A 17,418-nucleotide genomic window follows, 5' to 3' on the forward strand; every position below is an offset into this window, starting at 1 on the left:
ACCTCATGCACACCCCCTCGCAGGACCCCCGCCGGTGGATCGTCCTGGCGATCCTCTCCGGCAGCCTCCTGCTCATCTCCATGGACACCACGATCCTCAACGTGGCCTTCCCCTCCCTCGTCGGCGACCTCCAGCCGAGCGCCGTACAGCAGCTGTGGATCATCGACGTCTACGCGCTCGCCCTGTCCGGCCTGCTGGTCACGGCCGGCGCGCTCGGCGACCGCTGGGGGCGCAAGCGGCTGCTCATGGCGGGCTTCGGCATCTTCTCGCTGGCCTCGCTCATAGCCGTGTTCTCCACCGAGGCCTGGCACGTCATCGCGGCCCGCGCGCTGCTCGGCATCGGCGGCGCGGCCATCATGCCCTCCACCCTGTCGATCCTGCGCAGCGTCTTCACCGACGCCAAGGAGCGCGCCTTCGCCCTCGCCGTCTGGGCGGCGGTCTTCGGCGGCGGCATGGCCTTCGGCCCGGTCGTCGGCGGGCTCCTGGTCCAGGACTACGGCTGGCACTCCGCCTTCCTCCTCAACCTGCCCGTCGCCGCGCTCATCATCGCGACCGGTGCGCGCTACCTCCCGGAATCGCGTTCCCCGCGCAGCGCCGGCCGCTGGGACTGGTGGGGCGTCGGCCAGTCGGTCGTCGGCATGCTCGCCCTCGCCGGCGGCATCAAGCAGCTCGGCAAGAGCGGCGTCTCCGACCCGCTGCCCTGGGCCCTGATCGTCCTCGCCGTCGTGGCGCTGACCGTCTTCGTCCGCCGCCAGCTGCGCGTGGACAACCCGCTGCTCCAGGTGCGGCTGTTCACCAAGCCCGCCTTCAGCGTCGCGGCCACCGCGATCTTCCTGCCCATGATGGGCATGGGCGCGATCCTGTTCCTCGTCACGCAGTGGTTCCAGTACGGCCAGGGCTACACCCCGCTGGAGGCCGGCCTGCGCCTGCTGCCGGCGCCGCTCGCGCTGATCTGCGCCTCGATGGTGGCCCCCACCCTCATGCAGCGCTTCGCGATCCGGCACGTGCTCGGCGCCGGACTGGTCGTACTGGCCGCCGGCATGGCCCTGCCCTGGGGCTTCCAGCAGTTCACCGAGCTCGGCTACCCGGCCTTCGCGGCCGCCCTGACGATCATGGGCCTGGGTGCCGGACTCGCGACCACGGTGGCCTCGGTCACGCTGATCTCCGCCGCTCCCGCGGACGAGGTCTCCAGCGCCGCCGCCATCGAGGAGACCTGCTACGAGCTGGGCTCGGCCATGGGCGTAGCCATCCTCGGCTCCACCGCGGCCGCCCTCTACCGGGGCAACCTGCCCGTCCTCGACCTGGACGGGCCGAGCGCCGCGGCGGCGCGCGACTCCGTCGGCGAGGCCGCCCACACCGCCGAGCGGCTGGGAGGTGCCGTCGGACAGGCCCTGAGCGACGCCGCCTCGCACGCCTACACCCTCGCCATCACCCCGGCGTTCCTGATGGCCGGAGCCCTCGCGGTCGCCGCGGCGGCCACCACCTGGGCGCTCATTCCGCGCGATCTCCAGCCCACCGAGAACCACTGACCCGGTCGGACCGGAACACCGGGGCGGCGGGCGCCGGGCCCAGGGTGGTGGTGCCCGGCGCAGACCGGTGGCCCAGGCCCGTGCGGTAGGCGTCCAGGGCCGCCTCGACCCGCCCGGTGCGCCGCAGCAGGTCGCCCAGGAGCCGGCACAGATCGGCGAGGTCGCCCGTGGCCCCGCTGCGCTCCAGCAGGGCGAGGGCCTGTACGTAGTGCTCCTCGGCGGACTCGGGCTCGCCGCGCTCCTCGGCCATCAGGCCGAGGAGCCGGTGCGCCCCGCCCGCGTGCACGGCGCCGTGGCTGTCCCCCAGATCACCCGGATCCAGCAGGGCCGACAGCAGCTCGGCGGCTTCCCCGTACCGGCCGAGCCGGCGCAGCACGTCGGCCAGCTCGACCTCGACCTGGGCCGTGTACAGGGCGGCGCGGCGGGCCGACAGCATCTCCCGGGCCGTACGCAACTCCCGCTCTGCCGCCTCCAGTTCGCCGTTCTGGGCCTGGACGTAGCCGCGCATCCAGTGGCAGTGCGCCAGATCGGTCCGCAGCCGCAACTGCCCGTAGATCGCCTGGGCCTTGGCCAGGGAGGCGTCGGCATCGGCCACCCGCCCCTCGGCGAGGAAGGTCCGCGCCACCTGCCGGTGCATGCCCGCGACCAGCGCCGGATCGCTGACCTGCGGAGCCAGCGCGAGGGCGAGCTCGGCCGCGTGGGCCGCGCGGGCGTGCGCGCCCATGTCGATGTACGGCCCGATCACCGCCGCGTACAGCAGCACCAGCGCCTCGGGGTCGGCCAGCCCGCTCGTGCCCAGCTCGTCGATGGTGGATTCGAGGAGGTAGCAGGCATAGCGCAGCTCGCCCGCGAGCAGGTGCGCGACGGCGCGGCCGCGGATCGGGCGGGCCCGGCGGGGGAGCGGCTCGCCGGCCAGCAGGCGTTCCGCGGCCTCGAAGTGGCCTATGGCTTCCGGTAGTTCGCCGGATTCCAGGGCGCAGTCGCCGAGACCGAGCCGCGCCTCCGCCTGTTCGGAGGCGAGACCGAGGTGTTCGGCTTCGGCGAGCAGGCGTCGGTAGCGGGCGGCGGCCTCCTCGGCGGCCCCCGTGGCGAGCGTCTGCTGGGCGTCGGCCAGGGCGAGCCGCAGTTCGGTGGCCAGGTGGGCGGGGCGGCCGGTGGCCAGTTCCTCGTACGAGGTGTTCAGCCGCCCGGCGAGGAAGCGCAGCGCGGTCTCCGAGGGGCGGACCTTGCCCGACTCCAGCGTCGAGATGTAGGCGGGCGTATAGCTGGGCTCCGCCAATTGCCGCTGTGTCATGCCGAGTTCGGTGCGCATGCGCTGAACCCTGCGCCCGATGCGGGCCGGTTCGTCCACGAAGTCCCCCTGGTTGCTCGAACTCCCCAGTATTCAGGGGGATCGGGCCATTGCGCACGCCCCCTGCGCCACCTAATTTAAGCAGCTGTTTCAGCGTACTTATCCGGCTGCTTAACCACCTTTCCCGGGGGAGGACTTCATGAGTCCAGCCATACGACGTCCAGCCGTCCGCTCCGTTCTGCGCGGGGCCGTCGCGGCGGCCTGCGCGACCGCGATGCTGCTCGCCGCCGGTCCGGCGGGGGCGGCCGACGCTCCGCCGAAACCCCGGGTGGAGGTGGAGATACCGGGGCCGGAGCACGGCGGCGAGGCCGGCTCCGGACACACCCTCGTACCGGCCGCGGGCAGCCGGGCGAAGAGCGCGGGGCGGCTCTCCGAGGCCCAGCGCGAGGCCGACGGAGCCGTCACCAAGATGGTCGACAACGGCCCCACGGCCGACCGCCTCGACGTGGTCGTCATCGGCGACGGCTACACGGCCGCCGAGCTGGACCGGTTCCACGCCGACGCCGTCCAGAAGTGGGCCGAGGTGACCGCCGTGGAGCCGTACACCACCTACCGCAACCTGTTCAACGTCTGGACGGTCGACGCGGTCTCCCGCGAGTCGGGTGTCTCCGGAGACCCCGACCGGGCCACCGTCCGCGACACCGCCCTCGGCTCGTACTTCTGGTGCGAGGAGATCGAGCGGCTGCTCTGCATCGACCAGCCCAAGGTCGACGCGTACGTGGCGAAGGCCCCGGCGGCGGACCTGGTCATCGTGCTGGCCAACAGCGCGAAGTACGGCGGCGCGGGCTACAACGAGCGCAGCGCCACCTTCGGCTACGAGGGGATCTCCACGGCCTCGGCGGGCCACGCCAAGTCCGGGCAGGTCGCCATCCACGAGACCGGCCACTCGCTCGGCAAGCTCGCCGACGAGTACTTCTACGCGGGCGTCCCGGACTACGAGAAGTACACCGGCCCCGAGCCGGCCGACTCCAACAGCTCCACCCTGACCGCGGACCGGATGGCCGCAGAGCGGGCCAAGTGGTTCCGCTGGCTCGGCGAGCAGTCCCCGGACGGCGGCACCGTCGGTACGTACGAGGGCGGCGGCTACTTCGCCACTGGGCTCTACCGGCCCACCGACAACTCGATCATGCGGGTGCTGGGCAAGCCCTTCAACCTCCCCGGAGTCGAGGCGATGATCGCCGGGTTCCACCGGCACGCGCGCACGGTCACCCCGCTGACCCCGACCGACCGCACGCTGCGGGCCCGGCACACGGCGAAGGCCGCCGTGCCGAAGCTGGCGGGCGCGGACGGGCGGCAGCTGGTGGTCCGCTGGTACCTGGACGGGCGGGAGCTGAAGAGGTTCGCGGGCCGGACGGAGGTGCGGGTGGCGGAGCTGTGGCTGTTCGACCTGCGCACGCACCGGCTCTCCGTCACGGCGGAGGACCGCACGCCCTCGGTGCGCGACCCGCAGATCGCCCGCAGCCTGAGCTCCACGGCCGAGTGGACCGTCCGCCTCTAACCGCAGGCTCCGCTCAGACCCGGCGCCAGATCGCCATGGCCCAGGAGAACAGCCCGAACAGCACGAGCCCGGCGGCGACCACCACGAGGAGCCACGGTCCCGCCGGGGTCTGGGTGAAGGCGCGAAGGGTGCCGTCGACACCCTTCGCCTCCGCCGGGTCGTAGCGCAGCGCGGCGTAGACGACGAAGCCGCCGGCCGCGGCGAAGACGGCGCCGCGGGCCACGCCGCCGGTCACGCCGAGGAACTCGACCGCCTTGCGGACCCCTTCGGGCGTCCCGTCCATCGCCAGGTGCTTGCGGAACTTGCGCAGGGCCGCCCGTACGGCGATCACGACGCCCCCGACGGCGATCGCCACGCCCACCGCGGCCACCCACCACGGGCCGCCCGGCAGGTCGAGGGCGCTTGCCGTCACGTCACGGGACTGCTCGTCGCCGGACTTCCCGCCGCCGGACCCGGCCGCGAAGGACAGCACGGAGAACGCGACGACCCCGTAGAAGACGGTCCGGGCCGCCGACGCCAGCCGCTTGCCGGCCTTGTCGCCGTCGGGACCCGCCGCGCCGAACACCGCCTCCGACAGCCGCCACAGCATCATGCAGACCAAGCCGATTCCGACGGCCCATACGAGGAAACCGCCGAAGGGCTTCTCCGCCAGCTCCTGCAAGGCGCCCGTGCGGTCCGCCTGCTGTCCGCCGTCGCCCTCACCGAACGCCACGCGGACGGCCAGCACTCCGACGAGCACGTACAGCGCTCCGCGTGCCACCAGCCCGCACCGGGCGACGACCTCCCGGCCCGTGCCTCCCTGGGACGCGGTCCGTACTCCCTCGCGTGCCGCTTCGCCGCCCGTCATGTCACGCGGCTACCCGGGCTCGGCCGCTCCATGCCCGCGGGACGTCCGTGCGGCGAGACCGTCGAGGACCAGGCCGAGGCCGAGCTCGAAGCCGCGGTCGTCGAGTCCGGCCAGGCCGGCGCCGGTGGCCGCGGCGCCGGTCAGCGAGTCGGCCAGGGCCGGGTAGTCAGGCCGGTACTCCGCGGCCGGGCGGGTGAATCCCGCGGTGAAGGTCTCCAGTGCCGAGCCGAGGACCAGGTAGTCGATGGCGGCGGCGGCCTCGGCGGCGCGGGCCGGAGTGCAGCCCGCCCGGATCAGGGCGGCGAGCAGCGCGTCGTAGCCGCGCAGGGCCGGGGCGGCCTCGACCGCGCGCCGCGCCGCCGGGGCGATCGCGTTCGGGTGGCGCAGGTACACCCGGCGGTAGCCGCGGGCGTAGGCCGCGATCCCCTCCCGCCAGTCGGGCCCGTCGAGCGGGCTCAGGTCGATCTCCTCGTTGATCAGCTCGGAGACCGCGTCGAGGACGTCGTCCTTGGACGCGACGTGGTGGTAGAGGGAGGCGCCCCTGACCCCGAGCCGGTCGGCGAGCGTACGCATCTTCAGGGCCTGGGGGCCCTCCTCGTCGAGGAGTTCGAGGGCCGCGCGCGCGATGTTCCCACGGCTGAGCAGCGGCTGGTTCGGTCGGCCCACGGTGTGTTCCCCCTCGTCATCGGCCGTCAGGTTACCCGTACGGAGGTCTTCCCAAGGGGTTCAGGTCGGGTTAAGGTCCCCGCATTCCCGCAACCTAACAACGTTAGATTTAGCTTCCGGGACGCGCCGGCCGACCGGCGCGTCCCGCATTGCGAGAGGTGCGCCATGCCCGACCTTGCCCCCGCACGCCCTGAACCGGGCGGCGCCGGTTCCGCCGCCGACACCGACGCCGCCCGCCTGGCCGACCTCGGCTACACCCAGGAGCTCAGCCGCAGCCTCGGCATCCTGGGGAACATCGCCATGGGCTTCGCCGTCGTCTCGCCCGTCGTCGCCCTGTACGCCGTCTCGATGGTCGGCACGATGATCGCCGGGCCCGCCTGGGTCTGGGCGCTGCCGATCGTGCTCCTCGGCCAGTGCCTGGTGGTGAACGTCTACTCCGAGCTGGCATCCCAGTGGCCGCTCGCCGGCGGCCCGTACCAGTGGGGCCGGCGGCTGCTCGGCCCGTCCTTCGGCTGGATGAGCGGCTGGGTGTGGCAGTTCGCCGTGATGTTCGGCAACACCACCGTCGCGTACCTGGCGGCCCCCTGGGCCTTCGCCCTCGTCGGCGCGACGCCCACGCCGGGCTCCCTGGTCGCGGTGGCCGCCGGGATCCTCCTCGCCTGCATGCTGGTCAACGCGTACGGGATCAGGATGCTGAGCTGGTTCGTCTCGCTCGGCATCGCCGCCGAGGCCATCGCCTCCGTGCTGGTCGGCTTCGCGCTCCTGCTGTTCTTCCGCGAGCACGGCTTCGCGCTGTTCACCGAGACCCTCGGAGCCGAGGAGCTGTCCGGCGGATCGACCGTCGTGGCCTTCCTCGCCGTCCTGGCCGTCGCCGGCTGGGGGTTCATCGGATTCGACGCCTGCGTCTCGACCGCCGAGGAGACCAAGGACGCCGGCCGGCAGGTGCCCCGCGCCATGTGGTGGGCACTGCTCAGCGTCGGCCTGGTGGTCATCCTCAACGCGATGGCGGTCGCCCTCGCCCACCCCGCGCCGCAGGCCGTCGTAGCGGGCGAGGACCTCGACCCGGTGACCACCGCCGTCACCACCGCCTTCGGGTCCTGGTCCGACAAGCCCTTCGTGGCCGTGGTCCTCGTCGGATTCCTCGCCTGCGCCATGGCCTCCCAGGGCGGGGCCGCCCGCGGGGTCTACTCGCTGGCGCGCGACGGCGTGTTCCCCTTCTCCCGCCAGGTGCGCAAGGTCAACCGCCGCCAGGCCCCCATCGGGGGACTCGTCGCCTCGACCCTCGTCAGCTGTACGGGGCTGCTGCTCGGCCTGAACGCCACCGCCATCGGCAGCCTGATCGCCTTCGGCACCGCGGCCACCTTCCTGCCGTTCTTCCTGGTCAGCCTGGCCGCCCTGATCGCCCGCCTGCGCGGCACCTGGGTCCCCTCCGGCCACATCCGGCTGGGCCGCAAGGGCACCTTCCTGAACGTGCTGGCCGTCCTCTGGACCGCCTTCGAGGTCGCCAACGTGTGCTGGCCGCGGGCGATCCTGGCCCCGCCGGGAGCCCCCTGGTACCAGATCTGGGCGGGCCTGCTGGGAACCGGCGTGGTGATCACCGCCGGGCTGGTCTACCTGGTGGTGAGGAAGCCTCAGGACGCGCTCCGGGCCGCGCAGGCCCGCGAGGAGAGCGGACCGGCCGCCGCGCGGACCGACCCGAGCGAGGACGGGCAGGCGGGCGTGCTCGCCGCCGAGCGCCCCTAATCCCCCCTCATCCATCCCATCCATCCCCTGCATCCCCCGCCAGGGTCATCCGGCCCTGGCCGCAAGGAAATCCCACCGAAGGAGTAGTGTCATGGACCTGCCACGAATGACGCGCCGCGGCTTCGGCGCCGCCGCCCTCACGGCCGCCGCCCTCCCCCTGCTCGGCCGCACCGCCTTCGCCGCGCCGAGCGCGGACCCGCACCACGCACCCGCCGAATGGGAGCCGCACGCCGCCTGCGTGATGGCCTGGCCGTGGGACCGACAGGTCGGCTGGGGCGGACTGCTCGCCGACGTCCAGGCCGAGGTGGCCGGCATCGCCCGGGCCATCGCCCGCTTCGAACCGGTGGTCATGGTCGCCGAACCGGGCCAGGCGGCGCAGGCGCGCGCCCAGTGCGGCAGCACGGTCACGGTCATCGAGTACCCGATCAACGACTGCTGGGCCCGGGACACCGCCCCGATCTTCGCGGTCAATGCCGGGAAGACCCACCGGATCGGCCTCGACTTCGGATTCAACGGCTGGGGCGGCAAGTACCCCTTCGACAAGGACGACTTCCTCCCCGTCGGGGTGTGCGCGCACCTGGGCGACACCCGCAAGCCCGTCGACATGGTCCTCGAAGGCGGGTCCGTCCTCACCGACGGGCAGGGCACCCTCATCACCACCGAGGAGTGTCTGCTCAACCCCAACCGCAACCCCGGCATGACCCGTGCGCAGATCGAGGCCAAGCTGCTCGCCTCGTACGGAGCGAGCAAGCTCATCTGGCTGCCGTACGGGCTCCACCACGACGACATCACCAACGGTCACGTGGACCTCGTCGCCGCCTATCTGGGCCCCGCCAAGGTCCTGCTCCACACCCAGCCCGACCCGGCCCATCCCAACCACGCCCGGATGGCCGCCAACAAGGCGGTCCTCGACGCCGCGACCGACGCCTGCGGCCGGCCCTTCCAGCTGGTGGAGATGCACCACCAGCCGCAGTTCCGCCAGAACGGGCTGACCGTCGAGACCTTCAGCTACACGAACTACTACCTGACCAGCGGCAGCGTCGTCGTACCCACGGCAGGGGAACCGGCGGACGCCCCCGCCCTCGCGCAGTTCGCCACCCTCTTCCCCGGGCGCGAGGTGGTCGGCGCCCGGGCGCGCGTCCTGGCCTGGGGCGGTGGCGGCGTCCACTGCGTGACCCAGCACGTTCCGGCGGTCACCGCCTGAGGCCGTCACCACCACAACGTGCCGGCCGGTGTCCGCGGCGACGGGGGATCGCGGCGGCCACCGGCCGGTGTCACGAGAGGACTGGGCGAGGAGGGCTACATGGGGTCCATGCCCTGGTCGTCCATCCGGCGGCCCTCCTGCTCGCTCTGCTCCTGCAGGCGGCGGGCCTTCTCCTTCAGCCGCTTGCGCTCTTCGGGGTCGGTCGAGCGGTCGGCCGCATCGTTCAGCTCCTGGGCCTTGGCGCGCATCTGCTGGGACCGGCCGCGGGACTCGCCTGAAACGCTCATGATCACTCCTGGGATCGGTGGGGGAGAGCGGGCGGATTCAGCGAACCAGCAGCGCCCGGAGCCCGCATCTCGAACGGTCACCGAGCGTGACCCGTCCGGCTCCCCGGACGCGCCCGACCCCGTCCGCTGGCTTAGGCTCGGACCAGGCCGAGAAGGGGATGGTGCTCATGTGTCGCTGGCTCGCCTACTCCGGTTCGCCCCTGGTCCTCGACGCCGTGCTCTACCGCCCGGAGCACTCGCTCATCAACCAGAGCCTGCATGCCCGGATGGGCGTGGAGTCCACCAACGGCGACGGCTTCGGCATCGGCTGGTACAGCGCGGACGGCAACGGCGACGGGACCCCCGCCGTCTTCCGCGACATCGCGCCCGCGTGGAACAACCGCAACCTGCGCGAGCTGGCCGGCCACGTGCGCTCGCCGCTGTTCTTCGCGCACGTACGGGCCTCCACCGGCTCGGCGATCCAGCAGACCAACTGCCACCCCTTCCGGCACGGGCGCTGGCTGTGGATGCACAACGGGGCGATCACCGACTTCAGCCGGCTCCAGCGGGACCTGTGCATGGCCGTCGACCCGGCCCTCTTCTCCTCGATCGAGGGCTCCACCGACTCCGAGGTGATGTTCTACCTGGCGGTCACCTACGGCCTCGACCAGGACGTGCCCGGCGCGGTCGCGCGGATGGCGGGCCTGGTGGAGCGGCTGGGCAAGGAGCACGGGGTGGCGGACCCGCTCCAGATGACCGTGGCGGTGAGCGACGGGGAGCGCCTCTGGGCCTTCCGCTACTCGACCCAGGGCCGGTCCAGGTCGCTGTTCTACAGCAGCAAGGCCGAGACCGTGCGCCACCTCCACCCCGAGCTGGAATTCCTCGCCGACGTCTCCGACGCGACGCGGCTCGTGGTCTCCGAGCCCCTGGGAGACCTCCACGGACTGTGGAACGAGCTGCCCGAGGCGAGCTACACGGTGATCCCCGCGGCCTCGGACGAGGAGTACCTCCCCTTCGTCCCGGAGCCGCCCTGACCAGGCCCCGCCCTGACCAGGCCCCGCCCGGGCCGTGAACCGGCGCCTGCCTAGTCCACGTCCGCCGCGAGGGCCGTGGTGAGGGTGAACAGCGCTCCGTCCGGGTCGCGCAGCGCCACCCACCGTTCCGTGGCGTTCGAGGTGATGTCCGAGACGGTACGCCCGCCCAGCGCCACGGCGGCCTCGACGGCGGGCTTCAGCCGGGGCACCCGGAAGTGGACGTGCCAGCGGGGCCGGGTGTGCGGGGAGTACGCGGCGATCTCGACGGGGCCGCTGTTGAGGCGGGCCACGGGCTCGCCGCCCTGCCTCAGGACCACCTGGTCCTCCTCGTACGAGACCTCGCAGCACCCGGTCCGGCCGGTGGCCCACTCCAGCACCGCCCCGTAGAAGATCGCCGCGTCGAAGGCGTTCCTGGTGCGCAGCTCCAGCCAGGCGGGCGCCGGGCCCCGGCCCACCCGCCAGTCGCGGGACACGGCCCCCTCCCAGATCCCGAAGACCGCGCCGTCCGGATCGGCGACCAGCGCCGCGCGGCCGCCCGTGGGGAAGGAGACCGGCCCGACCGCGATGGTGCCGGTGCGCTCGCGGATGCGGTCCACCGCCACGTCGGCGTCGTCGACGGCGAAGTACGGCGTCCAGGCCACGGCGACCCCCAGGTCGCCGGCCAGTGCCCCGATGCCCGCCACCGGGACCCCGTCCGTCTCGGCGACCGAGAAGGCCTCGCCCAGCCGGGCCGGCCGGAAGGTCCAGCCCGCGACCGCGCCGTAGAAGCGCTGGGCCGTCGCCAGGTCGCGGGCCATCAGACTGACCCAGCACGGAGCCCCGAAGACCTCCCTCGTCGAAAGCTTCACCACGTGCTCCGTCCCTCGCGGCCCCACCGTCTCATTCTGGTCCTTTTCGGGACGGTCTTCGAGCGAAGCGCGCCCCCGCGCGGCGGTGCACCCCCTAATCTCGGAACCGGACGCTCCGAGCACGCCCGGAAGGCAGGTCTCCCCATGGCCGGATCCAAGGTTCCCGTGATCGATCTCGGGCCGTGGCGGTCCGACGACCCCGAGGCCAGGGCCCGTACGGCGGCCCGCGTCGACACGGCCCTGCGGGAGGCCGGGTTCCTCCTGGTGACCGGCCACGGCGTGGATCCGACCCTGCCCGCCCGGATCCGAGAGGCGGCGCGCGCGTTCTTCCGGCTGCCGGCCGGGGTGAAGGAGCCGTACGCGGTCACCGTCGGCGGCCGCGGCTGGCTCGGCCCCGGGGCCGAGGCGAACAGCTACGCCGAGGGGAAGGCCTCGCCGCCCGACCTGAAGGAATCCTGGTCCTTCGCGGCGGACGACCCCACGGGCGACGCCGCCGTGGACGCCGAGTGGTTCCGCCCCAACGCGTGGCCGGCGGAGGTGCCCCCGCTGAAGGAACTGGTGACGGAGTACCTGGGCCTGATGCGGGCCCTCTCCGACGAGCTGCTGGAACTGCTCGCCTCCGCCCTGGGCCTCGACGAGGACCACTTCACCCGGCACACCTCCCATCCCACCTGGGGGTTCAACCTCAACTGGTATCCGGGCACCGAGGTCGTCGGCCCGCCGCTGCCCGGCCAGTTCCGGATCGGCCCGCACACCGACTTCGGCACGGTCACGATCCTCGACCGCCAGCCCGGCTCGGGCGGGCTCCAGATCCACACCGACACCGGCGGCTGGGAGGACGCGCCCTACGATCCGGCCGCCCTCACCGTGAACATCGGCGACCTGATGGCCCGTTGGACCGGAGACCGGTGGCGGGCGGGCCGGCACCGGGTACTGCCGCCGCCCGCCGACGCGCCCGCCGAGGAGCTGATCTCCCTGGTCTACTTCTACGAGTGCGACGCGCACACCCGCGTGGAGTCCCTGCCCGCCCCCGTGGGGCGGGTGGTGCACGACGCGGTGGACTCCCACACGTACCTCCGGGAGAAGCTCCGCGCCATCAGTGTCCTGGAGGGGAGTACGACTTCGGAGTGACGCGAGTCCCTCCTCGTGACGGATGGCCGGATCCATCGGAGAGGTGACGATCGGCCGGGCGGCGCTGCGTAGCGTCGGTTCCATGACCCGACGCCGAACAGCCGCCGCAGCCGCCTTGCTCGCGCTCCTCCTGCCGCTCCCGCTCGCCGCCGCGGGCACCGCCGTCGCGACGGAGCCCCCGTCTTCCCGGTCCGTTTCCGAGAACGTGCGCACGGCGCTGGAACTCCCGCGCCCCACCGGGCGTTTCCCCGTAGGACAGGACACGCTCCACCTCGTGGACCGAAGCCGCACCGACCCCTGGTCGAAGTCCGGGCCGCGCGAGCTGATGGTGACCCTGCGCTATCCGGCGCAGCGCGGCACCGGGGACAGGCCGGCCCGCTACCTCACCGACGAGGAGGCCCGGCTGCTGCTGATCGACCGCGGGCTGGACCAGGTGGTTCCGGTGGAGACCCTGACCGGTACGAAGACCCACTCCAGGCTCGGGGCCCGGCCCGTCGGAGGCCGCCATCCGCTCGTCGTCCTGTCCCCGGGCTTCACCGTGCCGCGCGCCACCATCACCTCGCTGGCCGAGGACCTCGCCTCGCGCGGCTACGTCGTCGCCGCCGTCGACCACGCGTACGAGAGCGTCGGAACCGAATTCCCCGGCGGCCGCGTGCTGCGCTGCCTGGCCTGCGAGCAGACCGGCGGAGAGGCGGGCTACCGGACGGTCACCGACACCCGGGCCCAGGACGTTTCCTTCCTGCTCGACCGACTCACCGGACGCCACCCCGCGTGGCGCCACGCGGGGCTCATCGACCGCGACCGCATCGCGATGGCCGGGCATTCGATCGGCGGCGCCTCGGCGGTCGCCGCGATGGCCGGCGACGCCAGGATCCGGGCCGGGATCAACATGGACGGCGGACTCCACACCCCGGTGCCCGAGACCGGGCTCGGCGGACGCCCCTTCCTGCTGCTCGGCGCCCAGAGCAGCGCCCCCGGGGGCATGGCGTCCTGGGACCTCGACTGGCCCAGGCTCGACGGCTGGAAGCGCTGGATCACCTTCGCCGGCTCGGGCCACTTCACCTTCACCGACTTCCCGGCGATCGCCGAACAGCTCGGCCTCCCCGACGAGGACGCCCCGCTGCCCGGGGGACGCTCCGTCGAGCTGACCCGGCGCTACGTCGCGGCCTTCTTCGACCTGCACCTGCGGGGCCTGCCCCAGCCCCGCCTCGACGGCCCGTCCGCCGACGCGCCGGAGGTGCGCTTCCACACCCCCTGACCCCCTCCGCTCTGATCCCTACCGACCGCCGCCGGGCGCCCGCTCAGACCACCGTCACCGGGTGCCGCACGATCGCGTCGAAGAGGTAGCCCTGCGTGTTGTGGGCCGTCGTCGCGGGCTGGGTCCGCCCGGTCGCGTCCGTCGCCCGCGCCAGCAGCGCCGTCGGCCCCGTGGCCCGCGGGGTCCACGGCACCGACCAGCGCACCCAGCCGCCCCGGCGCGGCGCGTCGTGCAGCCGGGCCCGCTGCCAGCGGGCCCCGCCGTCGGTGCTGACCTCGACCCGGTGCACGGGGGCCGCGCCCGACCACGAGCGGCCGGTCAGCAGCCGCGTCCTGTGCACGGGAACGGACGCCCCCAGCTCCAGCTCGAAGGCGCTCTTGAGCGTCTGCCGGGTCAACGGAGCACTGCCCTCCGCCGGCTGTCCGGGCCCGAACAGCCGGTACGTGTCGGTGTTCCACGGCGAGTACAGCGGCTCGGCGCTCACCTCGATGTCCCCGACCCACTTGATCGAGGAGATCCCGACCCACTCCGGCACGACGAGGCGCACCGGACCCCCGTGGTCCGGCGGCAGCGGCTCCCCGTTCATCTCGTACGCGAGCAGTACGTCGTCCAGCGCCTTCGAGACCGGCAGCGGGCGCCGCACCCGCCCCAGGTTCACCCCGTTCGCGACCACCTCGTCGTCCAGCCCGCGCGGCAGCACGTCGACGGCGCCGCGCAGCACGCCCGCCTGCCGCAGTACGTCCGACAGCCGGGCCCCGCGCCAGCGCGCGACCCCGATGGCGCCAAGGGTCCACGCGGTGCCGGTGACCTGCTGCCCCTGCTGAGTGGAGTAGAAGCTCCGGCCGTTGCCCGCGCACTCGATGAACAGCGTCCGCTCGACCGCCGGCAGGGCGCGCAGCCGGTCGTACGAGAAGGTGGCCGGGCCGCCCGCCAGCCCGTCGCCCCACACCTCCAGCCGCCAGTCGCCGGCCTCGATCCGCGGGGTGCGGGTGTGGTTCCGTACGAAGAACCGGTCGAGGGGGGTGAGCGGCCCGGTGCCGCGTAGGGCCGCGAAGTTCGTCTCCGCGTTGGTGCCCCGGATGGTGAACAGCTCGGGCGGCAGCGGCTTGACGATGCCGGGCGGCTCGGCGGCGGCCGCGGCCGTTCCGCCCGCGGCCAGGCCCAGCGAACCGGCGGCGGCCCCCGCCGCGAAGAGCTTGAGCAGGTCCCGGCGGTCCACCCCGGCGGACCGGGCGCGGCCGCGGGCCCACTGCCGCAGGCGCGTGCGGTCGTACTGGCTCTCGTCGGACAGGTCGAGGGGCATGCTCGGACACTCCTTGGTCGCGGTTCCCGACGGACCGTAGGGGCCCGCGGCACGTCGCGGGAACCTTCCCGGCGTGATGGCCACGAACCTGAAACACGGCGGCAACGGCCGATTACCGCTGGTCCGGCGAATTTCGGCAGGATGTGGGTCATGACCGAGATCCGCACCCCCCGACTCCTCCTCCGCCGCTGGACCGACGACGACCTCGTCCCGCTCTCGGAGATCAACGCCGACCCGGAGGTGATGCGCTGGATCGGCGACGGCTCCGTCCTCGACCTGGACCAGACCGCCGAGGTCATCGAGCGCTGGGAGGAGGAGTGGGACGAGGAGGGCTTCGGGCTCTTCGCCGTCGAGCTCCTGGCCTCCGGCGAGCTGATCGGGGTCGTGGGCCTGTCGATCCCGGAGTACCTGCCCGAGGTGCTGCCGGACGTGGAGATCGGCTGGCGGCTCGGCCGCCAGTACTGGGGCCAGGGCTACGCCTCCGAGGCCGCCCAGGCCACCCTGGAGTTCGCCCTGCAGGACCGGGGCCTGGACCGGGTCGTCGCCATCAACCGGGCGGGCAACGAGGACTCCGAGAACGTGATCCGCAAGCTGGGCATGGTGCACGAGCGCGACACCACGGACCCGCGTTACGGACACCTCCTGCAGATCCACGGCATCGACCTCACGGAGTACGAGGCCTGATCCGGCCGACCGCACGGGCCGACCGCACCGGCCGAAACCCAGGCCGACCGCATCAGCCGATCGGTGGACCCGGAGGTCGTCCGGACCGCTCGCGGGCTCCGGCCGCCGGGCGGACCGGAGAGCGGCCCCCGCGCGGCGAGCATGGACCGGGGGAGCGGGAGGGCGGACACGGGTCCTCCCCGCCCCGGAGCCGAGAGGGACACCATGAACGCGCACGACCGACTCCTCCTCGACGCCGCCCGGCGCGGCGACGCGGCCGCGGTGGCCGGGGCGCTCGCCGCGGGCGCCGCGGTCGAGGCCCGCGACGAGCAACTCCGCACCCCGCTGCTGCTCGCCGCGCTCGGCGACCACCTCGACGCGGCCGGGCTGCTGCTCGCCGCCGGAGCCGACCCGAACGCCCCGGACTCGCGCGAGGACAGCCCCTGGCTGGTCACCGGCGTCACCGGCAGCGTGCGGATGATGCGGCTGCTGCTGCCCGCCGGACCCGACCTGAAGCAGCGCAACCGCTTCGGCGGGATCTCCCTCATCCCGGCCGCCGAGCGCGGGCACACCGCGTACGTGCGCGCCGTGCTGGACGAGACGGACATCGACGTGGACCACGTCAACCGGCTCGGCTGGACCGCCCTGCTGGAGGCGGTGATCCTCGGCGACGGAGGCCCCCGCCACGAGGAGATCGTCGCCCTGCTGCTCGCGGCGGGCGCCGACCCGGCGCTGGCCGACCACGACGGCGTGACCCCGTACGAGCACGCCGCGCGCCGCGGCTTCGACGGCATGGCGCGCATCCTGCGGGCGGCCGAGCGGGCCGACGCGGGCGGTGCGGCCGGCGCGGGCGGTCCGGACGGGCCGGAGCGGGGGACGGGCCGGTGAACCGCCGCGCACGGGGCGCCCGTACGGCCGGTGGCGCGGGCACACCGCCGACCGCCAGGACTGCCCGGGCCGCCAGGACCGCCAGGGCAGCCCGGCCCGTCCTTGCCGCGTTCGCAGCGGCGCTGCTGCTCGGCGCCTGCACCGGGAACGGGGAGTCCGCGCCCGCCCCGGCCCCTTCCGCCGCCTCCCCGCTGCCGGCCACCGCGCCGACCCCGCAAGGGCTGCTGCTGACCGCCGACTTCGGGGCCGACACCGTCACCTTCGTGGATCCGGAGCGCGGCGCGGTCGCCTCCGTCCCCGTGGGCCGGGCCCCGTACGGGCTGGCCGTCGGCGCGGACGGCCGCGCGTGGGTGGCCACCGCCGAGGGCGTCGCCGTGGTCGACACCCGCACCCGCGAGCGGGTGGCCCGCATCCCGTACCGCACGGGCACCGGCCCGGTCACCGACGGCGAGTACCGCGGCGGCGGCATGGGCATCGCCCTGTCGCCCGACGGCGCGCACGCGTACGTCGGGGTCAACGTCCCCGGTACGACGGGCGTCCTGGAGGTGGTGGACACGGCGACCCGCGAGGTCACCGCCGTCGTGCCGGTGGGCCGGCGCCCCTTCGACGTGGACGTGTCGCGGGACGGCTCCGAGGTCTACGTCACCGGCCACGACTCCTTCGACGTCACCGTGGTCGCGGCCGGCTCCCTGAGCCCGCGCCGGATCGAGGTGGCCCCGTACGGGACCGAGGGCGGGCTCGGCTCCTGGCTGAAGCCGCACTACGCGGTCGTACGCCCCTCCGACGGGATGCTGCTGCTCCCCTTCGAGGGCGAACGGCTCGCCGTGGTCGACCCGCGGACCGGCCGCACCACCATCGAGGCGATGACCGCCGACACCCACCAGCACGGGGCCGCGACGACCGGCGACGGCAGGCTGCTGGTGGTCGGCACGGGCCCGGTGGAGCCCGGCGAGGGCAAGGGCCCGTCGCTGACGGTCCGTTCCCCGGACGGCGCGGAGCGCGTGTACCCCCTCTCCGGACCGCACGAGGACGTGGCCGTCTCCCGGGACGGCCGGACCGCGTACGTCACGGGCGGCTACACCCGCGACGGCTACTGGAACGGCATCACCGTCGTCGACCTCGACTCGGGCGCCACCCGCCGCCTTCCGGCCGGCGCCAGGCCGCTGGGGATCGCCGTCCTCTGAGACGG

At 73.7% G+C, this 17,418-nt stretch carries 16 protein-coding genes; 10 read left to right on the forward strand and 6 right to left on the reverse strand.

The window, feature by feature from the left end; all coding sequences use genetic code 11:
- The first annotated feature begins 5 nt into the window (after positions 1–5).
- Positions 6–1,529: an MFS transporter gene (locus tag ACFWBN_RS04930; protein WP_385170646.1), complete on the forward strand. Its 1,524-nt coding sequence runs from the start codon at positions 6–8 to the stop codon at positions 1,527–1,529.
- Here the strand turns inward: ACFWBN_RS04930 and ACFWBN_RS04935 are convergent.
- Positions 1,492–2,880 carry a tetratricopeptide repeat protein gene (locus ACFWBN_RS04935; RefSeq protein ID WP_385170648.1) on the reverse strand — a complete coding sequence of 463 codons (1,389 nt, stop codon included), beginning with the start codon at positions 2,878–2,880 and terminating at the stop codon, positions 1,492–1,494. The genes ACFWBN_RS04930 and ACFWBN_RS04935 overlap by 38 nt on opposite strands.
- A gap of 139 nt (positions 2,881–3,019) precedes the next feature.
- Here ACFWBN_RS04935 and ACFWBN_RS04940 point away from each other — a divergent pair, with 139 nt between their 5' ends.
- On the forward strand, positions 3,020–4,378 hold the full coding sequence (locus ACFWBN_RS04940) for a M64 family metallopeptidase (RefSeq protein ID WP_385170651.1): 1,359 nt from the start codon (positions 3,020–3,022) through the stop codon (positions 4,376–4,378).
- Between the two features lie 13 nt (positions 4,379–4,391).
- On the opposite strand, the gene ACFWBN_RS04945 is transcribed toward ACFWBN_RS04940, so the two are convergent.
- Positions 4,392–5,225, reverse strand: a complete 834-nt coding sequence (locus ACFWBN_RS04945) for a DUF1206 domain-containing protein (RefSeq protein WP_385170654.1) — start codon at positions 5,223–5,225, stop codon at positions 4,392–4,394.
- A gap of 9 nt (positions 5,226–5,234) precedes the next feature.
- The gene (locus tag ACFWBN_RS04950) at positions 5,235–5,891 is read right to left on the reverse strand and encodes a TetR/AcrR family transcriptional regulator (protein WP_385170656.1); all 657 of its coding nucleotides are present in this window, start codon (positions 5,889–5,891) and stop codon (positions 5,235–5,237) included.
- Positions 5,892–6,056: 165 nt separating this feature from the next.
- Here ACFWBN_RS04950 and ACFWBN_RS04955 point away from each other — a divergent pair, with 165 nt between their 5' ends.
- A complete protein-coding gene (locus ACFWBN_RS04955; RefSeq protein ID WP_385170659.1) occupies positions 6,057–7,634 on the forward strand; it encodes an APC family permease in 1,578 nt (525 codons plus the stop codon).
- Positions 7,635–7,725: 91 nt separating this feature from the next.
- The gene (locus ACFWBN_RS04960) at positions 7,726–8,838 is read left to right on the forward strand and encodes an agmatine deiminase family protein (RefSeq protein ID WP_385170662.1); all 1,113 of its coding nucleotides are present in this window, start codon (positions 7,726–7,728) and stop codon (positions 8,836–8,838) included.
- A gap of 95 nt (positions 8,839–8,933) precedes the next feature.
- Here ACFWBN_RS04960 and ACFWBN_RS04965 read toward each other — a convergent pair whose 3' ends face one another.
- Positions 8,934–9,125: a DUF6381 family protein gene (locus ACFWBN_RS04965; RefSeq protein ID WP_385170665.1), complete on the reverse strand. Its 192-nt coding sequence runs from the start codon at positions 9,123–9,125 to the stop codon at positions 8,934–8,936.
- A 167-nt stretch (positions 9,126–9,292) separates the two neighbouring features.
- Between ACFWBN_RS04965 and ACFWBN_RS04970 the strand changes: the two genes are divergently transcribed.
- Positions 9,293–10,138: a class II glutamine amidotransferase gene (locus ACFWBN_RS04970; protein WP_385170667.1), complete on the forward strand. Its 846-nt coding sequence runs from the start codon at positions 9,293–9,295 to the stop codon at positions 10,136–10,138.
- A gap of 50 nt (positions 10,139–10,188) precedes the next feature.
- Here ACFWBN_RS04970 and ACFWBN_RS04975 read toward each other — a convergent pair whose 3' ends face one another.
- Positions 10,189–10,935, reverse strand: coding sequence for a VOC family protein (locus ACFWBN_RS04975; RefSeq protein WP_385171226.1), 747 nt, complete (start codon positions 10,933–10,935; stop codon positions 10,189–10,191).
- A 195-nt stretch (positions 10,936–11,130) separates the two neighbouring features.
- On the opposite strand from ACFWBN_RS04975, the gene ACFWBN_RS04980 reads away from it, so the two are divergent.
- Positions 11,131–12,117: an isopenicillin N synthase family dioxygenase gene (locus tag ACFWBN_RS04980; protein WP_385170670.1), complete on the forward strand. Its 987-nt coding sequence runs from the start codon at positions 11,131–11,133 to the stop codon at positions 12,115–12,117.
- A gap of 82 nt (positions 12,118–12,199) precedes the next feature.
- Positions 12,200–13,375: an alpha/beta hydrolase family protein gene (locus ACFWBN_RS04985; protein WP_385170673.1), complete on the forward strand. Its 1,176-nt coding sequence runs from the start codon at positions 12,200–12,202 to the stop codon at positions 13,373–13,375.
- A 43-nt stretch (positions 13,376–13,418) separates the two neighbouring features.
- Here ACFWBN_RS04985 and ACFWBN_RS04990 read toward each other — a convergent pair whose 3' ends face one another.
- The gene (locus tag ACFWBN_RS04990; protein ID WP_385170676.1) at positions 13,419–14,678 is read right to left on the reverse strand and encodes a sulfite oxidase; all 1,260 of its coding nucleotides are present in this window, start codon (positions 14,676–14,678) and stop codon (positions 13,419–13,421) included.
- A gap of 150 nt (positions 14,679–14,828) precedes the next feature.
- Here ACFWBN_RS04990 and ACFWBN_RS04995 point away from each other — a divergent pair, with 150 nt between their 5' ends.
- The 3 genes from ACFWBN_RS04995 to ACFWBN_RS05005 all read left to right on the forward strand — a co-directional run bounded on the left by ACFWBN_RS04995 (position 14,829) and on the right by ACFWBN_RS05005 (position 17,413).
- Positions 14,829–15,362 (forward strand): GNAT family N-acetyltransferase, encoded by a 534-nt coding sequence (locus ACFWBN_RS04995; protein ID WP_385170680.1) that lies wholly within the window; start codon positions 14,829–14,831, stop codon positions 15,360–15,362.
- 204 nt (positions 15,363–15,566) lie between these two features.
- Positions 15,567–16,229: an ankyrin repeat domain-containing protein gene (locus ACFWBN_RS05000; protein WP_385170683.1), complete on the forward strand. Its 663-nt coding sequence runs from the start codon at positions 15,567–15,569 to the stop codon at positions 16,227–16,229.
- Positions 16,226–17,413: a hypothetical protein gene (locus tag ACFWBN_RS05005; protein WP_385170688.1), complete on the forward strand. Its 1,188-nt coding sequence runs from the start codon at positions 16,226–16,228 to the stop codon at positions 17,411–17,413. Before ACFWBN_RS05000 ends, ACFWBN_RS05005 begins: the two co-directional genes overlap by 4 nt.
- Positions 17,414–17,418: the final 5 nt, after the last annotated feature.

The organism is Streptomyces sp. NPDC059989, assembly GCF_042736975.1.
Lineage (GTDB): Bacteria > Actinomycetota > Actinomycetes > Streptomycetales > Streptomycetaceae > Streptomyces.

Bases quoted from the DNA above. Each gene is read 5' to 3' on its own strand.
- ACFWBN_RS04940 (WP_385170651.1), top strand. From the start codon at position 3,020: ATGAGTCCAGCCATACGACGTCCAGCCGTCCGCTCCGTTCTGCGCGGG.
- ACFWBN_RS04930 (WP_385170646.1), top strand. From the start codon at position 6: ATGCACACCCCCTCGCAGGACCCCCGCCGGTGGATCGTCCTGGCGATC.
- ACFWBN_RS04995 (WP_385170680.1), top strand. From the start codon at position 14,829: ATGACCGAGATCCGCACCCCCCGACTCCTCCTCCGCCGCTGGACCGAC.
- ACFWBN_RS04980 (WP_385170670.1), top strand. From the start codon at position 11,131: ATGGCCGGATCCAAGGTTCCCGTGATCGATCTCGGGCCGTGGCGGTCC.
- ACFWBN_RS04975 (WP_385171226.1), bottom strand. From the start codon at position 10,935: ATGGCCCGCGACCTGGCGACGGCCCAGCGCTTCTACGGCGCGGTCGCG.
- ACFWBN_RS04960 (WP_385170662.1), top strand. From the start codon at position 7,726: ATGGACCTGCCACGAATGACGCGCCGCGGCTTCGGCGCCGCCGCCCTC.
- ACFWBN_RS04955 (WP_385170659.1), top strand. From the start codon at position 6,057: ATGCCCGACCTTGCCCCCGCACGCCCTGAACCGGGCGGCGCCGGTTCC.
- ACFWBN_RS04970 (WP_385170667.1), top strand. From the start codon at position 9,293: ATGTGTCGCTGGCTCGCCTACTCCGGTTCGCCCCTGGTCCTCGACGCC.
- ACFWBN_RS05000 (WP_385170683.1), top strand. From the start codon at position 15,567: ATGAACGCGCACGACCGACTCCTCCTCGACGCCGCCCGGCGCGGCGAC.
- ACFWBN_RS04965 (WP_385170665.1), bottom strand. From the start codon at position 9,125: ATGAGCGTTTCAGGCGAGTCCCGCGGCCGGTCCCAGCAGATGCGCGCC.
- ACFWBN_RS04990 (WP_385170676.1), bottom strand. From the start codon at position 14,678: ATGCCCCTCGACCTGTCCGACGAGAGCCAGTACGACCGCACGCGCCTG.
- ACFWBN_RS04985 (WP_385170673.1), top strand. From the start codon at position 12,200: ATGACCCGACGCCGAACAGCCGCCGCAGCCGCCTTGCTCGCGCTCCTC.
- ACFWBN_RS04945 (WP_385170654.1), bottom strand. From the start codon at position 5,225: ATGACGGGCGGCGAAGCGGCACGCGAGGGAGTACGGACCGCGTCCCAG.